This window comes from Rhodococcus sp. NPDC058532, from assembly GCF_042719255.1.
In the GTDB taxonomy this organism is placed as follows: Bacteria; Actinomycetota; Actinomycetes; order Mycobacteriales; family Mycobacteriaceae; genus Rhodococcus_G.
Window position 1 is genome coordinate 183,647 of record NZ_JBHXNU010000002.1, and the last position, 16,369, is coordinate 200,015.

The following is a 16,369-nucleotide window of genomic DNA, read 5'->3' on the forward strand; positions in this document are numbered from 1 at the left end:
CGTATGCGGTCCAGTTGGACGATCCTGCCCGCCCTGGTCGCTGCGGTGGCGCTGACCCCGCTCGGCGTAGCCGCCGCGGGTGCCGCCCCCGCCCCCGCCGCCGCCACCGAGGCGGCGGGGGAGTCCACGCAGGCTGGCCGGCTCGACCGCATCGAGAAGATCGACGACACGCGGTGGAACGTCTTCGTGTACGCGCCGTCGATGGACGAGGTGGTGGAGTTCCAGGTGCTGCGCCCGGCCGACACCAGCGCCCCCCGGCCGACGCTGTACCTGCTCAACGGGGCCGGGGGCGGCGAGGACGGGGCGAACTGGATCGGGCAGACCGACATCGAGGACTTCTTCGCGGACAAGAACGTGAACGTGGCGATCCCGGTTGGCGGCTACATCAGCTACTACACCGACTGGCGACGCGACGACCCGAAGCTCGGCCGCAACCAGTGGCAGACGTTCCTCACCGAGGAGGCGCCGCCGGTCCTCGACGCGGCGCTCGGCGCCAACGGGGTCAACGCGATCGGCGGTCTGTCGATGTCCGCGAGCTCGGTCCTCGACCTCGCCATCCAAGCCCCCGGCCTGTACCGCGGGGTCGCCTCGTACAGCGGCTGCGCGATGACCAGCGACCCGATCGGGCAGGCGATGGTGCGGGCCGTCGTCGAGGTCGCAGGCCGGGGCGACACCCGGAACATGTGGGGTCCGCCCGGCGACCCGGAATGGGTCCGGCACGATCCGTACGTCAACGCCGACAAGCTCCGCGGGCTCGAGCTGTTCGTCTCCAGCGGCACCGGGCTGCCCGGCGAGTTCGAACGTCCCGAGGCGCCGCGGCCCGCGCTGTCGCCGCCGCTGCCGGACCAGATCGTCGTCGGCGGGGCGATTGAGGCCGCCGCCAACTACTGCACCCACCGGCTGGTGGCGCGCCTCGGTGAGCTCGGCATTCCCGTCGACACCGACCTGCAGCCGACCGGAACCCACTCGTGGGGGTACTGGCAGGACACGCTGCGCCGGTCGTGGCCGACGCTGGCCCGCGCGCTCGGCGTCGACGAGGCGTAGCCGTCAGGCCTCGGCGGGCAGGGCTGTGTCGTCAGGCCTCGGCGGGCCGCGCTGCCGCCCTTGCGTCGCGGGCCGCGGACGTCGCGGGGTGCACCGCGATCAGGCCCAACCCGGCCCGTCGCCTGCAGTGCCGCACCAACTCCGCGTACGCCGGGGCCCCGAGAAGCTCGGTCAGCTCCGGGCCGTACGACTGCCACACCGGCCGGGTGCCGACGTGCGCGTCCGGCGACCCCGAGCAGTACCAGTGCAGGTCCGCGCCGCCCTCACCCCAGCCGCGCCGGTCGTACTCGGTGAGCGTGGTCCGCAGGATCTGCTCGCCGTCCGGCCGGGCCACCCACTCCTGCGTGCGCCGAATCGGCAACTGCCAGCACACGTCCGGCTTCACCTCGAGCGGCTCGATGCCCTCGCGCACCGCCATGATGTGGAACGCGCACCCGAGACCGCCCTCGAAGCCGGGGCGGTTCAGGAAGATGCACGCACCCTTGTGCCTGCGGGTCCGCAGTGCCGGTTCGTCGTCGAGGTCGTCCTCCTCGACGTAGCCCTTCTTGCCGAGGCCCTTCTCCATGAACTGCCAGTCGGCTGGCGTGAGCATGCTCACGCAGCGGTCCAGCTTCTCGCGGTCCTCCTCGTCGGAGAGGAAGGCGCCGTGCGAACAGCAGCCGTCGTCGGGCCTGCCCTCGATGATCCCCTGGCAGGCCGGGGTGCCGAACACGCAGGTCCACCGGGAAAGAAGCCAGGTCAGGTCGGCGGCGATGAGGTGGTCGGGATTCGCCGGGTCGACGAACTCGATCCACTCGCGGGGGAAGTCGAGGTCCACCTCCGGAGTGGGCGTCATCTTCGCGGTGTTCGGGGCGGCGCCTGCTGTCACAGTGCCAGACGGTAGACCCAGTACCGTGGTCACGTGCGGTTAGGGGTACTCGACGTCGGAAGCAACACCGTCCACCTTCTGGTGGTCGATGCGCACAGGGGTGCGCATCCCACCCCGATGAGTTCGACCAAGGCGACGCTGCGGCTCGCGGAGAACACCGACGCGGCGGGCGACATCACCGTCGGCGGCGCCGAACGGCTGGTCGCGGCCGTCGGCGACTTCGCGTCGATCGCGGCCACGTCCGGGTGCGGCGAGTTGATGGCGTTCGCGACGTCCGCGGTCCGGGACGCCAACAACTCCGAGGCGGTGCTCGCCAGGGTGCGGGCCGAGACCGGGGTGAACCTGGAGGTGCTGTCCGGGGTCGACGAGGCCCGGCTGACCTTCCTCGCGGTGCGCCGCTGGTACGGCTGGAGCGCGGGCCGCATCCTGAACTTCGACATCGGCGGCGGGTCCCTCGAGATGACCGCGGGCGGGGACGAGGACCCGGACGTCGCGTTCTCGCTGCAGCTCGGCGCGGGGCGACTGACCAGGGACTGGCTGCAGTCCGACCCGCCGGGTAAGCGTCGGGTCGCGGTGCTGCGGGACTGGCTCGACGCGGAACTGGTTGAGCCGGCCAAGGCGCTGCGCGCCGCGGGCTCCCCCGACCGCGTGGTCGGCACGTCCAAGACGTTCCGGTCGCTGGCGCGACTCACCGGGGCCGCGCCCTCCGCCGCGGGCCCCCGGGTCCGGAGGACACTGACCGCGAGCGGGCTGCGCCAGCTGATCGCGTTCATCTCGCGGATGACGACGTCGGACCGCGCGGAGCTGGAGGGTGTGAGCGCGGACCGGTCACAACAGATCGTGGCAGGCGCACTGATTGCGGAGGCGAGCATGCGGGCACTGTCGGTGGACGAGCTGGAGATCTGTCCGTGGGCGCTGCGGGAGGGTCTGATCCTGCGCAAACTGGACACGGACATGGGCGGCGAACTGGTGGTGGCGCGATGAGTGGCAAGCCCGAGGACACCGGGCAGATCTCCGTCGCGGAGCTGCTCGCCCGCAACGGTCAGCAGGTCGAGTCCCGGGGCGGGCGGCGGCGCCGCGGCGCAGCAGGCGGGATCAGTGTTGCCGAACTGACCGGTGAACTGCCGGTGGTATCGGACGCGGATGTCCGGCCCCGCAACCGGCGCGCCGCACCCGACCCGGACGACGACATCGCAGGCGCCTCCGGTGCCGGTGCGGTCCCTGCCGCCCCGGCCCCGCGCCCGGAGGCCCCGGACCCGATCCCGTCGGTCAGCACGACGCCGGAGGCAACGCCGCCGTCGCTGCCCGTCGCGCCCGGCGTCCCCGCCGAGGTCGATCACACCCAGGCGATCCCGGCGCTGCGGCGGGCGGTGCTCGCGAAGGCGGACGCGGACCGCAAGGCCGCGGCCGACCGGTCCGCGCAGGACAGCGCATTGTCGACCGCGGCCCCGGCCGGGACGGTGCCCCCGACGGTGTCGGGGCCGATCCCCGCGCCAGCACCGGCCGCTGCCAGCACCGCAACCCCGGCGCCCGCGTCGGCGGTCGAGAAGACGACCGTCGTCGACGCCGTGACGCCAGCCGCGGGCGGCTCGGTTGCGTCAGCCGCGGGCGGCTCGGTCGCCAGCGGTTCGGTGCCGTCGGCGGGCCTCGGCTCCGAGTCGCCGGCCGAGAAGACCACGGTGGTGCCCGCGGCGAGCACGGGGCGCCGGTTCCGGCCGGAGCCGGAGGCGGAGGCGCCCGACGCGTCGGGCGGGTCGAAGGCCAAGCCCTACACGGGGACGCCCACCGTCCGCGAGCCCGCGCTGCTGTCCGGCTCGAGCCTCGAGGCGGACCTGCTGCGTCAGGCCCGCAGTGCCCGCACCGAGTCGCTCGACGAGGCGCGGGCACTGGTGCACACCACGGGCGAGTTCCCGCGGGTCACGGACACGCCGGGGGCCGCGGAGGCCACCGATGTGACGGTGGCGCCCGCCGCGAAGGCGGCAGGACGCGACGACACCGGCCCTGCCCCCGCGGTTGACGACGAGGACGACGGCCCTGCGGAGCAGGCGAGCACCACCCGCGGCGGCGCGCTCCGCCAGTGGGCAGTGCTCGTTGGGCAGGCCGTCGTCGCGATCGTCGCGGGCGCGCTGCTGTTCAAGGGCTTCGAGAAGCTGTGGGAATCGCTGCCGTGGGTGGCGCTGGTACTGGCCGTGCTGGTGATCGCCGGGCTGGTCGCGGTGGTCCGCATCCTGCGTCAGACCGAGGATCTGCTGAGCCTGCTGATCGCGGTGATCGTCGGCGTGTTCGTGACGATCGGCCCCCTCGTGTTCGTGCTCAGTTCGAGCTGACGGTGGCGGCGGGAAGCGGCGGTCCGGTGGACCGGGCGGCGGGCCGGGGTCACCGGATCCTGGTGGGTCTGTCGACGGCGTCGGTGTACCCGCAGAACACGGAGGCGGCGTTCGAGTACGCCGCCGAACTCGGCTACGACGGTGTCGAGCTGATGGTGTGGGCGGAGACGGCCAGTCAGGACCTGGCCACCGTCACGCGGATGGTGCGGAAGTACGCGGTCCCGGTGCTGGCCGTGCACGCGCCGTGCCTGTTGATCTCGCAGCGGGTGTGGGGCGCGGACCCGGTCGCCAAGTTGGAACGGTCGGTGCGGGCCGCGGAGGCCCTCGGCGCGCGGACCGTCGTCGTGCACCCGCCGTTCCGGTGGCAACGCCGGTACGCGGACGGGTTCGCCGATCAGGTGCACGACCTCGAGCAGCGCAGTGATGTCGCGGTCGCCGTGGAGAACATGTTCCCGATGCGCGCCGACCGATTCTGGGGCGCGAAGTCGAAGTCGGCCGAGCGGCTGGAGAAGCGGGGCGGTCCGGGACCCGGCGTGTCCGCGTTCGCGCCGTCCTACGACCCGACCGATGTCGGGCACGCGCACTACACTCTTGACCTCTCGCACACCGCGACCGCCGGGATGGACGCGGCCGCGCTCGCGAGCCGGATGGGGGAGGGCCTGACCCACCTGCACCTGGCCGATGGCCGCGGTGCGTCCGCGGACGAGCACCTGATCCCGGGGCACGGCAGCCAGCCCTGCGCGCAGATGTGCCGGTCGCTGGCCGCGTCCGCGTTCGACGGGCACGTGGTGCTCGAGATCAACACGCAGAACGCGCGCACCAGGGCCGAACGCAGGTCGATGTTGGCGCAGTCGCTGGCGTTCGCCCGCGAGCACCTCGCGAGATAGCCGCTGCCGCGGACCGTGGGGGGGGGTTCCCCCCCCGGGGGGGGGAACTCCACCCACAGTGCCGCAGGCGCATCCGCCGGGGCTCAGAGGATCCGCTGCAGGACGAAGTCGTGGTGCAGTTGGTCGCCGACCCGGAAACGTTTGGTGCCCGCCCGCGTGAATCCCTGCTTGGCATAGAAGCGTTGGGCGCGGGCGTTCTCCTGGTTGACCCCGAGCCACACCCCGGCGAGACCGGCGCCGCGCGCCGCCGCCACCGCGGCGTCCATCAGCCGGTGCGACACTCCCTCGCCGTGATGGCCGGGAAGCACGTAGAGCTTGCTGAGCTCCACGGTCGGGAGCGCCGTCACCGCACCCCGCACATCGGGGTCGTCGGGCAGGCCGTCGACGAGCATCGCGTACCCGACGATCGTCCCGCCGGTGACGGCCTTGAGCACGGTCCGGTCGGGGTCGTCGAGGTAGTCGGCGAACCGCTGGGCGGACAACACGGTGGCGAGGAAGTCGTCGACGTCGGCGGCGGTGACCGACGGCGGGCACGCCAGCGGGAAGGTGACCGCCGCGACCGCGGCGAGCTCCGCCGCGTCGGAGGAGACGGCGGGGGAGACGGTGACGGTCACAGCCGTGCCACCGTGTCCTTCGCCTGGCGCAGGCTCATGCCGGTGTGCTCGCACAGCATGCGCGCAGCCTTGCCGTCCTTGCCCTCGGACTTGAGCGCGCGCAGCGCGGGGGCGAGATCCGACCAGCCTCCGGTGGGGGGCGCACTGTCCGGGCCCGCGGTCGGCACCCACTCGCCGCGGGCGACGGCGTCGACGGCCGCCTTCGCGTCGACCAACCCGAGGTCGGTGCGTTCCCGCAGCAGGGCGATCGCCTGAACCTGCTTGTGGTCCGCGACGAGCCGTTCGATCCGGTCCCGCGTTTCGAGGTCGAGTCCGCGGACGAACGCCGGGCTGTACGGGTCCGCGAGCGCGGTCTTTCGGCGGGTCAGCAACCACACGACGACGACGGCGACGTCGACGACAATCAGCATCACGATGAGCCAGCCCCAGTTCGGCATGATGCCAGTCAACCACCTCCCGACGCCGCGCAGGCACGGGGTCAGTGCACCGGATCGGCCGCCTGCGGCGTCGTCGGCACCCGGTCCGGCCGGAACGCCGGGGCAAGCAGGATCAGGGCGACCGCGAACGCGAGCGGAATCGCGAAGCCGATCCGCATGTTCGACAGCGCGGCCACCGCGCCGACGATGCCGCCGCCGATGATGGTGCCCGCATAGTTGAACAGGTTCAGCCGCGCCACCACGGCATCCGCGCGGTCCGGCGGCGCGAGCCGGCCCGCGGCGCTGAAGCAGAGCGGCGCGACGACCGGCGCGCCGAGCCCGACGATCAGGAACCCGACGATCGCCATCACCGGTCCGGTCGCGCAGACCACGACCACCAGGCCGACCGCGCCGATCGTGGCACCGACCCGGACGACGGCGATCTCCCCGTGCCGGCGCACCCAGAAGTCGCCGGTCAGCCGGGACACCAGTCCCGCGCCCTGATATGCGGCGACGGCAAGCGCGGCGGTGCTCGCGCTGGCCAGCAGCATGTCCGTCAGGTACAGCGCGGACCAGTTGCCGACCGCGAAGTCGATCGCGAAGAACAGGGCCATCGCGATGCCGAGCGCGAGGAACGGGCGCAGCGGGACCGACAGCGGTGCCGCGGCGGTCGACGGGTCCGCCGCCTCGCTTCCGGTGACCAGCAGCCGCGGACCGAGCGCGGCGGTCCCGGCGCCGACGACCACCGCCGCGATCAGCAGGCACACCCCAAGACCGACACCGAGTCCCGCGGATGCAGACACGAACAGGGCACCGACGATGGCGCCGACGCTCCACACCGCGTGGAACGACGACAGGATCGACCGCCCGTACCGACGCTGGATCGCGACCGCCTGCATGTTCGCCGCGGCGTCCACCATCCCCAACCCGATGCCGTAGCAGGCGAATCCGACGAAGAACAGGATCGTGGTGTGGGAGAACGCGATTCCCACGCCTGCCACCGCGATCACGGACAGCCCGACGCGCAGGGTGGTCCGGCTCGACGTGCGGGTCGCGACGAACTCGGCGAGCACGCTGCCGGCCCCCGCGACGAGCGAGACGGTCACGACGGCGACGACGATGGTGGTCTCGGTGAACCCGAACTTGTCCTTGAACTGGGGAAGCTGGGTCAGCAGCACCGCGAGGAAGAAGCCCTGCAGCGCAAACGCCGCCGCGGTCGCGACGCGGGCAGTGCGCTGGTCGGGCAGGGGATCGGTCATGTTGTGGTCGGTGCTTTCGCCGGGCCCGCGGGCGGGAATGGGGGAGCAGTCGGTCGTGCACGCATTGAAACACTGCTCTGGACGTGCGTCCAGGAAACCGTCAGACTCCGTCCATGACTGCAGCGCACTCCGATCCGACCTTTCCCCCCGACTTCCTGTGGGGTGTGGCCGCGGCGGCCTACCAGATCGAGGGGGCGGTCGACGCCGACGGCCGCGGCCGGTCCATCTGGGACGAGTTCTGCGACCGACCGGACACCGTGGTCGGCGGGGAGACCGCTGCGGTCGCGATCGACCACTACCACCGGTACCGCGAGGACGTCGCCCTGATGCGTGACCTCGGGGTCGGGGCGTACCGGTTGTCGGTGTCGTGGCCGCGCGTCCAGCCCACCGGCCGCGGTCCCGTCAACGCGGCGGGCCTGGACTTCTACGACCGGGTCATCGACGAGCTCTGCGCGGCGGGCATCGCGCCAGCGGTGACGCTGTTCCACTGGGATCTCCCGCAGGCATTGCAGGACACCGGCGGATGGCTCGACCGCGACACCCCTGCCCGGCTGGCCGAGTACGCGGACATCGTCGGCCGCAGGCTCGGTGACCGGGTGCGAATGTGGATGCCGCTCAACGAACCCGTGGTGCACACCCTCTACGGTCACGCGCTCGGCGTGCATGCGCCCGGCCTGCAACTCGGGTTCGGTGCGCTCCAGGCCGCACACCACCAGCTGCTCGGCCACGGCCTTGCGGTGCAGGCGCTGCGCGCCGCGGGCTGCACCAACATCGGCATCGCCTCCAACCACGCCCCCGTGCACGCCGCGAGCGACGACCCGGCCGACGTCGAGGCAGCCGACATCTACGACCACATCGTCAACTGGACGTTCGCCGACCCCGTCCTGCGCGGTGCCTACCCGGCGCCGGAACTCGCCGCCATCCTCCAGGGGCCGATCGGCGATGACCTGAAAACCATTGCGCAGCCGCTGGACTGGTTCGGCATCAACTACTACGAGCCGACGGTGATCGGTGCCCCGATCAGCGGCGAGGGCAGCAGCGGGGTGCTCGAGGTCGACCTGCCGCCCGGCATGCCGTTCCGCCCCGTCGCGATCGAGGGCTATCCGCGGACCGACTTCGGCTGGCCGATCGTGCCCGACGGGCTGCGGGAGATCGTGCAGACCTTCGGCGACCGCTACGGCGACGCGCTGCCCCCGATCTACATCACCGAGTCCGGCGCCTCCTTCCACGACGCCGACCCGGACGGGGAGGGCCGCGTCCGTGACACCCGACGGATCGACTACCACCGCGACCACCTGCACGCCCTGCGCGCGGCGCTCGACGCGGGCGTCGACGTCCGCGGCTACTTCGTGTGGTCGATCCTGGACAACTTCGAGTGGGCCGCCGGATACCGCGAGCGGTTCGGCCTGGTCCACGTCGACTACAACACCCTCACCCGCACACCCAAGGACTCCTACCATTGGTACCGGAACCTGATCCGCGCCAACCGCCCGGCGGGCGTCACGCCATGACCCAGTAGCCCGGTGTCAGGCCGTGACGGTGCGGTCCCGCGTCAGGCCGTGACGGTGCAGTCCCGCGTCAGGCCGTGACGGTGTCCAGGTCCTGCCGCCAGTCGTACACGACCACGGTGCGCAGCACGATGTCCTGAATCGACCGGCGCCGCGGGTCGACGACCACCCAGACCAGCCCGATCGGGAAGAAGACGCACGCCAGCGCCCGCAGCAGTGCGGTCGCCCAACGGACCCGCCGGTGCCAGCGCGTGGTGACCCGCAGCCCCATCGCTAGCGACCCGACGGTGCGCCCGGTCGTCGCCCAGCACCCGGTCAGGTACACCACCGACGTGCCGAGCCATGCCGTCACCGACATCAGCAGTTCGGGTGCGGGAAAGCTGAACGCCTGCGGCGAGAGGAGCAGTCGGACGAAGACCAGCGCGAGGTAGCCGAGGCCGAGCAGCGTCAGCACGACACCGAGGTCGACCGCCGCGGCGAGGCCCCGGGTGACGATCCCGGCCGGTCGGCGTTCCGGAACGGCGGGCGTCACCGGCCGGCCCCCTCGCCGGTCCTCGGGTACCCGTGATCGTGCCGGTCGCGGCCGAACAGGCGGCCGACGAAACCGGCGACCGCGTCGTCGGCCTGCATGCCCTGGCTGCGGACCCCGCGCACCGCCTCCTCGGACAGCGACCCGGTCGAGTCGCGGATGATCTGCGGCAGGTCGACGCCGTCGATGATGCGGTTCGCGAGCCCGATCAGGTCGAGGCGGGCGATGATCGCATCGATGTCGATGCGGGCGGCGACGGCGTCCACATCGATGCCCGCCGCGAGCACGTCGAGATCGAGGGTGGCGGCAATCGCGTCGAGATCGATCCGGCGCACCTGGCGTTCGAGGTCCACCGTGTCGACGATCGCGTCGAGGTCGATCCGGCGCACGATGGCAGCCACGTCCACCCGCGCGGCGATCCGGTCGACGTCGATGCCCGCGGCGATCAGGTCGAGGTCGACGTGCTCACGCACGATCCGGGTCAGGTCGACCTCGAGCAACGCGGCGGCCACCACCTCGCGGACGGCGCCGCGCAGCACCGATCGGCCCAGCTCCGTTGCGGCACCGAGTGCCGCGGCGCCGCGCTCGGCCGCCGTCGACGCCAGCGCGTCGAGGGACCGGCCAACGCCGGGGACGACGCGGGCCGCGCCGAGGACGCCGCGCGTGGACCACCGCAGCAGGTCGACCGCGCCCGCGGCGGCACCGACCGCCATCAGCATCGGGTCGGTCCGGCGCGGGGACCCGGCAGGCGGAACTCCCGGCGGCGGCGCATCGGCGGCGATGACCATGGCGGCGTCCTCTCGATGCGGCGATTGTCTGCACCAGTACATACCCGATCGGGCGGCAGGTCCGCAGATCGGCGCACCGGGACGCCGAGCAGGACCGACGACACCACGAAGGGCCCCCGGCATGCCGGGGGCCCTTCGTGTCGAACTATGGTGCGCGATACTGGGATTGAACCAGTGACCTCTTCCGTGTCAGGGAAGCGCTCTCCCGCTGAGCTAATCGCGCGGGTTTCACCTTCGTGCGAGGTGGAGACGGGAATCGAACCCGTGTGCACGGCTTTGCAGGCCGTTGCCTCACCACTCGGCCACTCCACCGCGGGGGTTGATCACCCTCTCGAGCGGATGACGGGATTCGAACCCGCGACCCTCACCTTGGCAAGGTGATGCGCTACCAGCTGCGCTACATCCGCATTGCAATCTCGGGGGCGTTGCTTCCTCCGGGCTGCGAGAAGGAACAGTAGCCCATGGAGCGCGCAGACCACAATTCGGCTGGTCAGGATGTATTTCCGGGGATTCTGTCGGCGCGCGTGCCTGGCCGCGAGGCGGGCAGAGCGCCGCTCGCGCCGGAACGGGGGAATGAAAAAAGGACCCCGGAAATCCGGGGTCCTTTCGTCGAACTATGGTGCGCGATACTGGGATTGAACCAGTGACCTCTTCCGTGTCAGGGAAGCGCTCTCCCGCTGAGCTAATCGCGCGCGTCTATCGGTCGTGCATGAGAGGTGGAGACGGGAATCGAACCCGTGTGCACGGCTTTGCAGGCCGTTGCCTCACCACTCGGCCACTCCACCGCAAGGTTGAGTCCAACCTCTCGAGCGGATGACGGGATTCGAACCCGCGACCCTCACCTTGGCAAGGTGATGCGCTACCAGCTGCGCTACATCCGCATTGCAATCCCGGGGGCGTTGCTGCCTCCGTGCTGCGAGATGAAACATTAGCCCACGGGGTCGGGGCCGACAAATCGCCTGGTCAACTCCGGTGAATGCAAACAACAGCGGTGCAATTCACCTGCCAGTGGGCGAGGGGCCGGGCCCTTCCGTCCCGGATCGAGGTGGCGGGCGGGCGGATGCGGAACCCGCGGGCGAGGTGTCCCCGGCCGGGAGGGGGTCGGGAACGTCCTCGTGCGGGCGTGCAGCCGTGTGACCTGCCGGTTTTCCAACCATCACTGGACCGTGCTAGTTTTCTCCTCGTTCGGCCGCCGGAGTTGATCTCCGCGGCACGGTCCCGTGGCTCAGTGGGAGAGCGTCCGCTTCACACGCGGAAGGTCGCTGGTTCGATCCCAGCCGGGACCACAGCAGAAAAGGCGGTTGCGAGGGTTCTCGCGGCCGCCTTTTTGCTGTCTAATGGTTCGCCATGACGTTGGTTCACGGGTTCCCCGCCGTTGTCGACGACAGTTCCCACACCCTAATTCTCGGGTCCATGCCCGGCGCGCCGTCCCTCGTTGCAGGCAGGTACTACGCCAATCCCCGCAACAGCTTCTGGCCGATCATGGGCGAACTGTTCGGCGCGGGACCCGACCAGCCCTACCCGCACCGGCTGCGGACCCTGCAGGACAACGGCGTCGCGTTGTGGGACGTGCTGAAGGCGTGCCGCAGGACGGGCAGCGCGGACGCCGACATCGAGGTCCGCTCCGAGGTTCCGAACGACTTCGCCGCCCTCTATTCGCGGCACACCGCGATCGAGCGGGTGTTCTTCAACGGCGCCCGGGCGGAGATGGCCTACCGCCGGTCGGTGGTTGCGGCGGGTGCGCACCCCGCCGGCGTGACCCTCGCCCGGTTGCCGTCCACCAGCCCCGCGAACGCCGCGACGCCGGCCCTGGCGAAGGTCGACGCGTGGCGGGCCCTGCTGGAGCGGTGACGACCCGCGGCCGTGCTGCGGGTCGCTCGGTACCGTTGACCGGGTGACGGCACAGGCGCGCAGCGAGAACCGGTGGATGCGGGCACGACGGCGGATCGCCGCGAACCCGGTCCTGAACCTGAGCTACCGGATCGCGGTCGGTGTCGTCGGGACGCTCGTTCTCGCGGTCGGCATCATCGCGATCCCGTATCCGGGGCCGGGCTGGCTGATCGTGTTCGCGGGGCTGGGGATTCTCGGCTCGGAGTTCACCTGGGCGTACCGCCTGCTCCGGTTCGCGAAGGGCAAGTACGACGAGTTCATGGAGTGGTTCGGCAGGCAGTCCCCGGTGGTGAAGATCCTGGCGGGGCTCGGGACCGCGCTGGTCGTGGTCGCGACGCTGTGGGTGCTCGGCGCGATCGACATGGCGGGCGGGTGGATCGGGATCGAGCACCCCTTGCTCGAGTCCCCGCTCTGACAGTGCATACTGCCCGCAGCACTACAGGCGTTCGCGCAGGGGAAGTCCGGTCGAAGTCCGGCGCTGGCCCGCAACGGTAGGCCGCTCTCGCAGCGGTGAGCCCGATTACCTGCCGATCGTCGTGCGACTCCCCATCGTCGTGGTCCACGAGCGGAAGTCCGGTCAGTGCGCCGGCGGATCGGCCGGTGCCGTGTCGGATGCTGCGCTGGTGGACCCCCGAACCCCGAGGTCCCCGTGAACATTCACCACAAGCGACGCGGCATCGCTTCTCTCGCACTCGTCGCCACCCTCGCGCTGACCGGCTGCTCCCGGGACGCAGGCGCCGCCGAACACGCGGCGGCGCAGCCGTTCCCCACGCCCGTCACCGTCACCAACTGCGAGCGCACCACCACCTTCGACGCGCCACCGCAGCGGATCATCCCGATGAACGCCCACGTCACCGAGGTGCTGATCCTGATGGGCGTCGCCGACCGGATCGTCGGCATGGGCTACGGGGAAACCCCGAACCCGATGCCGGAGGTCGCCGACCGGTTCCGCGCCATCCCGAGCCTGGCCCGGCAGTACCCGACCGCCGAGCAGATCCGTGACCTCGAACCGGATCTGGTCGTCGGCGGGATGCGCAGCGCCTTCGACGCGAAGGAGGGCCGGGACCGCGACCTGCTCGAGGCGGCGGGCATCGACACCTTCCTGTTTTCCGAGTACTGCGGGCAGGGTTTCCCGTCGATCGGGCTGCTGGAGAAGGACTTCGCCGATCTCGGTGCCCTGCTCGGTGTCCCGGAGGCGGCCGCGACGCTGACCGCCGAGATCACCCAGCCGCTCGCCGAGATGCGCGAGCGGCTCACCGCGGCTGGCGCGGCGCCGGTGCCGACCTTCTTCTACGACGGCGGCGAGAACGAGCCGCTGACCATCGGCGGGGTCGGGATCGGCAATCTGATCGCCGAGTACGCGGGCGCACGCAACATCACTGCCGACGGTGTGAAGCCATACACCACGACCACCTGGGAGACGGTCGGCGAACGCGCGCCGGAGGCGATCGTCGTCCTCGACTACGGCAATGCGCCGGTCGAGCAGAAGCTGGCCTACCTGCGCGGGCACCCGATCATGTCGGCGACCCCCGCGGTCCGCGAGGACCGGATCGTCGTGCTGCCGTTGGGCAACTTCTTCGAGGGCCCGCGGATGGTCGACGCGGTGCGCGAGCTCGCCGGGCGGCTGCATCCGACCGTGCCGGGGGTGACCGGATGACGGTCGTCGCGGCGCCCGCCGCGTCGACCCCTGCCGCGGACGCCCCGGAAGCGGCCCGTCGGATCGCAACGCCCGCACTGATTCTCGGCCTCCTCGTCGCGTTACCGGTGGCGATCGCGCTCGCGGTGTCGTTCGGTTCGGTGCGGATCCCGGTCGGCGACGTGTGGGCGATCGTCGGCCACCGGATCAGCGGGGGAGCCTTCGACCCGTGGTGGTCGCAGGCCAGGGAACGGATCGTCCTCGACTCCCGCCTGCCCCGCGCCCTGACCGCGGCCGCGGTCGGTGCCGCGCTCGCGCTCGGCGGCGCGCTCGCGCAGGCCGTCACCCGCAACCCCCTCGCCGACCCGTACCTGCTCGGGGTGTCCTCCGGCGCGGGTTTCGGGGTCGTGCTGGTCACCGTGCTCGGCGTGGGCACCGGCCTGCTCGGGGTGTTCACGGTGCCCGCGGCCGCGTTCCTCGGCGCGCTGGTGCCGCTGGTCGCGGCCCTCGCGATCGGCGGCAGGCACCACAACGTGACCGGCGTGGTGCTGGTCGGCGTCGCGATGGCCCAGGTGTTCACCGCGCTGACGATGTTCGTGCTGCTGGTGATCGCGGACGAGCACCAGCTGTCGACGGTGCTGCGCTGGCTTGCTGGCGGATTCGGTGATGCCCGCTGGTCCACCGCGGTGTGGCCCGCGGTCGCGCTCGCCGTCATCGGCGCCGCCGCGCTGGCGTCGGCGCGCTGGCTCGACCTGCTGCACGCCGGCGACGACGGGGCAGCCGCGCTCGGCATGAACGTGCGCCGCTTCCGGGTGCTCGTCCTGCTGGGTGTCTCGGTACTCGCGGCGGCCGCCGTGTCCGTCGCGGGCGGCATCGGGTTCATCGGACTGCTGATCCCGCACGTGGCGGGCTTCCTGGTCGGGCTCGGCGCGATGCGGCTGCTTCCGGTGGCCGCGCTGCTCGGCGCGGTGGCGCTGGTGCTCGCGGACCTCGCCGCCCGCGCGGTCAGTGCGAGCACCGAGCTGCCGGTCGGTGTCGTCACCGCCCTGGTCGGTGCGCCGGTGTTCGTGGTGATGCTGTACCGCCAGTTTCGGCGGGAGGACGCATGAGCGCCGCGGTGGCCATCCACGAACTGCGCGCCGAGCTCGGCGGCCGCGAGGTGCTGGCCGGGGTGGACCTGCAGGTCGCCCCGGGGCAGGTGCTGGCGCTCGTCGGCCCGAACGGCAGCGGCAAGACCACGGTGCTGCGCTGCTGCTACCGGGCGATGCGGCCGAGCGCGGGCCTGATCGCGGTCGGGGGCAGGGACTCCGCGACGATCGGGCGGCGGGAGCTGGCGAGGGAACTCGCCGCGAGCACCCAGGAACCGCCGAGCGCGCCGGGGCTGACGGTGCGGGAATCGGTCCGGCTCGGCCGCGCCGCGCACCTGGGCTGGCTCGAACGCGCCAGCGGGCGGGACACGGCCGTCGTGGACGACGCGCTCGCCCAGGTCGGGTTGACCGCGCACGCCGACCGGGACGTGCGGGCGCTGTCCGGTGGGGAACGGCAGCGGGTCTCGATCGCCCGCGCCCTCGCCCAGCGGCCGCGGGTGCTGCTGCTGGACGAGCCGACCAACCACCTGGACCTGCGGCACCAGCTGACCGTCATGCGGCTGCTGCGGCGGCTGGCCGATGAGGGCCTCGCCGTGGTGGTGACGCTGCACGATCTGCGGCTCGCCGTCGAGTACTGCGACCGGATCGCGGTCCTGCACGACGGCGCGGTGGTCGGGGCCGGTGACCCCGCCCTGGTACTCGACGGGCCGCTGCTTGCCGATGTCTTCGGGATACTCGGATCCGTGCATACCGACCCGGCGACCGGGGCCCGGTCGCTGTCGGTGACCGGGCTGGCCGAGGAGGAGGTGGAGGCGCGATGAGGGCGACGCTGCTCACCGACGCGGACTGGCTCGACGCCCGGATCGCGGACACCGGACGCCGGTGGACCTGCCGGGACCGCAGGGTCAACGGCACCCTGTGGTGGTACTCGGCGAGTTCGACGCTGCTGGCGCCCGCGACCACCGGACTGCTGCGCGCCGGGGTCGCGCCCGACCCGGCGCTGGCGCACGCCACCGCGACGCTGCGCCCCGACGGCTACCTCGACGCGCTGCACACCGAGGCGACGGTGCGGGGACCGGAGCAGCTGGCCGCCGGCCTGCGGGACACCCTCGAGGCGATCATCGCCGCGTTGGCGCAGGCCAGCGGCGCCGGTGTGCCCGCGTTGTGGGCGATCGCCGCGGACTCGCTCGGGAACCGGGCGCTCGACGCGGGGGCCGGGCTCGGCTCGCCCGCCGCGGGCAGCGCGCTCGCGGTCCGGCTCGCGGAGCTGATCGGGCCGCCGCTCCCGGTGCCGAGGTTCGTCGACGTCGGTCCGCGCAGGTTCCTGCGCCGCACGTCGTGCTGCCTGATCTACCGCGCGTCCGCGGCGGTCGCCGGTGCCGATCCCGGTGCCGCCGACCGGGCCAAGTGCGTCAGCTGCCCGCATCAGCGGCCGGAGGTGCGTGCCGCGCGGCTGGCGGGCCTGTAGGCGCACCGGACCGGGTGTACGGGCCGAACGGTCGGCGGTGCCGATAG

At 72.1% G+C, this 16,369-nt stretch carries 17 protein-coding genes, 7 tRNA genes and 1 riboswitch; of the genes, 12 read left to right on the forward strand and 12 right to left on the reverse strand.

What is annotated here, in order from left to right:
• Window positions 1-3 precede the first annotated feature (3 nt).
• Window positions 4-1,044, forward strand: a complete 1,041-nt coding sequence (locus ACFWQG_RS03520) for an alpha/beta hydrolase (protein WP_378506204.1) — start codon at window positions 4-6, stop codon at window positions 1,042-1,044.
• 31 nt (window positions 1,045-1,075) lie between these two features.
• On the opposite strand, the gene ACFWQG_RS03525 is transcribed toward ACFWQG_RS03520, so the two are convergent.
• Window positions 1,076-1,879, reverse strand: a complete 804-nt coding sequence (locus tag ACFWQG_RS03525; RefSeq protein WP_378506397.1) for a hypothetical protein — start codon at window positions 1,877-1,879, stop codon at window positions 1,076-1,078.
• A gap of 66 nt (window positions 1,880-1,945) precedes the next feature.
• Here ACFWQG_RS03525 and ACFWQG_RS03530 point away from each other — a divergent pair, with 66 nt between their 5' ends.
• From ACFWQG_RS03530 to ACFWQG_RS03540, 3 genes are all read left to right on the forward strand, one after another.
• Entirely contained in the window at window positions 1,946-2,896 is a 951-nt protein-coding gene (locus ACFWQG_RS03530) for a hypothetical protein (protein WP_378506205.1), read from the forward strand.
• Window positions 2,893-4,239 carry a hypothetical protein gene (locus ACFWQG_RS03535; RefSeq protein WP_378506206.1) on the forward strand — a complete coding sequence of 449 codons (1,347 nt, stop codon included), beginning with the start codon at window positions 2,893-2,895 and terminating at the stop codon, window positions 4,237-4,239. Before ACFWQG_RS03530 ends, ACFWQG_RS03535 begins: the two co-directional genes overlap by 4 nt.
• 62 nt (window positions 4,240-4,301) lie before the next feature.
• The gene (locus ACFWQG_RS03540; RefSeq protein WP_378506398.1) at window positions 4,302-5,126 is read left to right on the forward strand and encodes a sugar phosphate isomerase/epimerase family protein; all 825 of its coding nucleotides are present in this window, start codon (window positions 4,302-4,304) and stop codon (window positions 5,124-5,126) included.
• A gap of 83 nt (window positions 5,127-5,209) precedes the next feature.
• Here ACFWQG_RS03540 and ACFWQG_RS03545 read toward each other — a convergent pair whose 3' ends face one another.
• Genes ACFWQG_RS03545 through ACFWQG_RS03555 form a run of 3 tightly spaced genes read right to left on the reverse strand, consistent with a single transcriptional unit; the run spans window position 5,210 to window position 7,415 of the window.
• On the reverse strand, window positions 5,210-5,740 hold the full coding sequence (locus ACFWQG_RS03545; protein WP_378506207.1) for a GNAT family N-acetyltransferase: 531 nt from the start codon (window positions 5,738-5,740) through the stop codon (window positions 5,210-5,212).
• Window positions 5,737-6,177, reverse strand: coding sequence for a hypothetical protein (locus ACFWQG_RS03550; protein ID WP_378506208.1), 441 nt, complete (start codon window positions 6,175-6,177; stop codon window positions 5,737-5,739). Before ACFWQG_RS03550 ends, ACFWQG_RS03545 begins: the two co-directional genes overlap by 4 nt.
• A 41-nt stretch (window positions 6,178-6,218) precedes the next feature.
• Window positions 6,219-7,415: an MFS transporter gene (locus ACFWQG_RS03555; protein ID WP_378506209.1), complete on the reverse strand. Its 1,197-nt coding sequence runs from the start codon at window positions 7,413-7,415 to the stop codon at window positions 6,219-6,221.
• 113 nt (window positions 7,416-7,528) lie between these two features.
• Between ACFWQG_RS03555 and ACFWQG_RS03560 the strand changes: the two genes are divergently transcribed.
• Entirely contained in the window at window positions 7,529-8,926 is a 1,398-nt protein-coding gene (locus ACFWQG_RS03560; RefSeq protein ID WP_378506210.1) for a GH1 family beta-glucosidase, read from the forward strand.
• Between the two features lie 67 nt (window positions 8,927-8,993).
• Here the strand turns inward: ACFWQG_RS03560 and ACFWQG_RS03565 are convergent, their stop codons facing one another.
• The 8 genes from ACFWQG_RS03565 to ACFWQG_RS03600 all read right to left on the reverse strand — a co-directional run bounded on the left by ACFWQG_RS03565 (window position 8,994) and on the right by ACFWQG_RS03600 (window position 11,121).
• Window positions 8,994-9,455, reverse strand: a complete 462-nt coding sequence (locus ACFWQG_RS03565; protein ID WP_378506211.1) for an RDD family protein — start codon at window positions 9,453-9,455, stop codon at window positions 8,994-8,996.
• Entirely contained in the window at window positions 9,452-10,240 is a 789-nt protein-coding gene (locus tag ACFWQG_RS03570) for a hypothetical protein (protein ID WP_378506212.1), read from the reverse strand. The genes ACFWQG_RS03565 and ACFWQG_RS03570 overlap by 4 nt, the downstream gene beginning before the upstream one ends.
• Before the next feature lie 148 nt (window positions 10,241-10,388).
• A tRNA-Val gene (locus ACFWQG_RS03575) sits at window positions 10,389-10,463 on the reverse strand.
• Between the two features lie 18 nt (window positions 10,464-10,481).
• Window positions 10,482-10,552, reverse strand: a tRNA-Cys gene (locus tag ACFWQG_RS03580).
• Window positions 10,553-10,574: 22 nt separating this feature from the next.
• A tRNA-Gly gene (locus ACFWQG_RS03585) sits at window positions 10,575-10,647 on the reverse strand.
• A gap of 210 nt (window positions 10,648-10,857) precedes the next feature.
• Window positions 10,858-10,932 (reverse strand) — tRNA-Val (locus ACFWQG_RS03590).
• Between the two features lie 22 nt (window positions 10,933-10,954).
• Window positions 10,955-11,025, reverse strand: a tRNA-Cys gene (locus ACFWQG_RS03595).
• Window positions 11,026-11,048: 23 nt separating this feature from the next.
• A tRNA-Gly gene (locus ACFWQG_RS03600) sits at window positions 11,049-11,121 on the reverse strand.
• 333 nt (window positions 11,122-11,454) lie between these two features.
• On the opposite strand from ACFWQG_RS03600, the gene ACFWQG_RS03605 reads away from it, so the two are divergent.
• The 7 genes from ACFWQG_RS03605 to ACFWQG_RS03635 all read left to right on the forward strand — a co-directional run bounded on the left by ACFWQG_RS03605 (window position 11,455) and on the right by ACFWQG_RS03635 (window position 16,322).
• A tRNA-Val gene (locus ACFWQG_RS03605) sits at window positions 11,455-11,526 on the forward strand.
• Between the two features lie 61 nt (window positions 11,527-11,587).
• The gene (locus tag ACFWQG_RS03610) at window positions 11,588-12,091 is read left to right on the forward strand and encodes a DNA-deoxyinosine glycosylase (RefSeq protein ID WP_378506213.1); all 504 of its coding nucleotides are present in this window, start codon (window positions 11,588-11,590) and stop codon (window positions 12,089-12,091) included.
• Window positions 12,092-12,167: 76 nt separating this feature from the next.
• Complete coding sequence (locus tag ACFWQG_RS03615) at window positions 12,168-12,545, forward strand: TIGR02611 family protein (RefSeq protein ID WP_378506399.1); 378 nt, start codon at window positions 12,168-12,170, stop codon at window positions 12,543-12,545.
• Window positions 12,546-12,553: 8 nt separating this feature from the next.
• Window positions 12,554-12,677, forward strand: a riboswitch (cobalamin riboswitch).
• Between the two features lie 102 nt (window positions 12,678-12,779).
• Window positions 12,780-13,787, forward strand: a complete 1,008-nt coding sequence (locus ACFWQG_RS03620; RefSeq protein ID WP_378506214.1) for an ABC transporter substrate-binding protein — start codon at window positions 12,780-12,782, stop codon at window positions 13,785-13,787.
• A complete protein-coding gene (locus ACFWQG_RS03625; protein WP_378506215.1) occupies window positions 13,784-14,875 on the forward strand; it encodes a FecCD family ABC transporter permease in 1,092 nt (363 codons plus the stop codon). The genes ACFWQG_RS03620 and ACFWQG_RS03625 overlap by 4 nt, the downstream gene beginning before the upstream one ends.
• Window positions 14,872-15,675 carry an ABC transporter ATP-binding protein gene (locus tag ACFWQG_RS03630; protein WP_378506216.1) on the forward strand — a complete coding sequence of 268 codons (804 nt, stop codon included), beginning with the start codon at window positions 14,872-14,874 and terminating at the stop codon, window positions 15,673-15,675. The genes ACFWQG_RS03625 and ACFWQG_RS03630 overlap by 4 nt, the downstream gene beginning before the upstream one ends.
• Window positions 15,672-16,322, forward strand: a complete 651-nt coding sequence (locus ACFWQG_RS03635; RefSeq protein WP_378506217.1) for a hypothetical protein — start codon at window positions 15,672-15,674, stop codon at window positions 16,320-16,322. Before ACFWQG_RS03630 ends, ACFWQG_RS03635 begins: the two co-directional genes overlap by 4 nt.
• Window positions 16,323-16,369: the final 47 nt, after the last annotated feature.

Bases quoted from the DNA above. Each gene is read 5' to 3' on its own strand.
- ACFWQG_RS03520 (WP_378506204.1), top strand. From the start codon at position 4: ATGCGGTCCAGTTGGACGATCCTGCCCGCCCTGGTCGCTGCGGTGGCG.
- ACFWQG_RS03525 (WP_378506397.1), bottom strand. From the start codon at position 1,879: ATGACGCCCACTCCGGAGGTGGACCTCGACTTCCCCCGCGAGTGGATC.
- ACFWQG_RS03535 (WP_378506206.1), top strand. From the start codon at position 2,893: ATGAGTGGCAAGCCCGAGGACACCGGGCAGATCTCCGTCGCGGAGCTG.
- ACFWQG_RS03550 (WP_378506208.1), bottom strand. From the start codon at position 6,177: ATGCCGAACTGGGGCTGGCTCATCGTGATGCTGATTGTCGTCGACGTC.
- ACFWQG_RS03555 (WP_378506209.1), bottom strand. From the start codon at position 7,415: ATGACCGATCCCCTGCCCGACCAGCGCACTGCCCGCGTCGCGACCGCG.
- ACFWQG_RS03560 (WP_378506210.1), top strand. From the start codon at position 7,529: ATGACTGCAGCGCACTCCGATCCGACCTTTCCCCCCGACTTCCTGTGG.
- ACFWQG_RS03570 (WP_378506212.1), bottom strand. From the start codon at position 10,240: ATGGTCATCGCCGCCGATGCGCCGCCGCCGGGAGTTCCGCCTGCCGGG.
- ACFWQG_RS03610 (WP_378506213.1), top strand. From the start codon at position 11,588: ATGACGTTGGTTCACGGGTTCCCCGCCGTTGTCGACGACAGTTCCCAC.
- ACFWQG_RS03615 (WP_378506399.1), top strand. From the start codon at position 12,168: ATGCGGGCACGACGGCGGATCGCCGCGAACCCGGTCCTGAACCTGAGC.
- ACFWQG_RS03625 (WP_378506215.1), top strand. From the start codon at position 13,784: ATGACGGTCGTCGCGGCGCCCGCCGCGTCGACCCCTGCCGCGGACGCC.
- ACFWQG_RS03630 (WP_378506216.1), top strand. From the start codon at position 14,872: ATGAGCGCCGCGGTGGCCATCCACGAACTGCGCGCCGAGCTCGGCGGC.
- ACFWQG_RS03635 (WP_378506217.1), top strand. From the start codon at position 15,672: ATGAGGGCGACGCTGCTCACCGACGCGGACTGGCTCGACGCCCGGATC.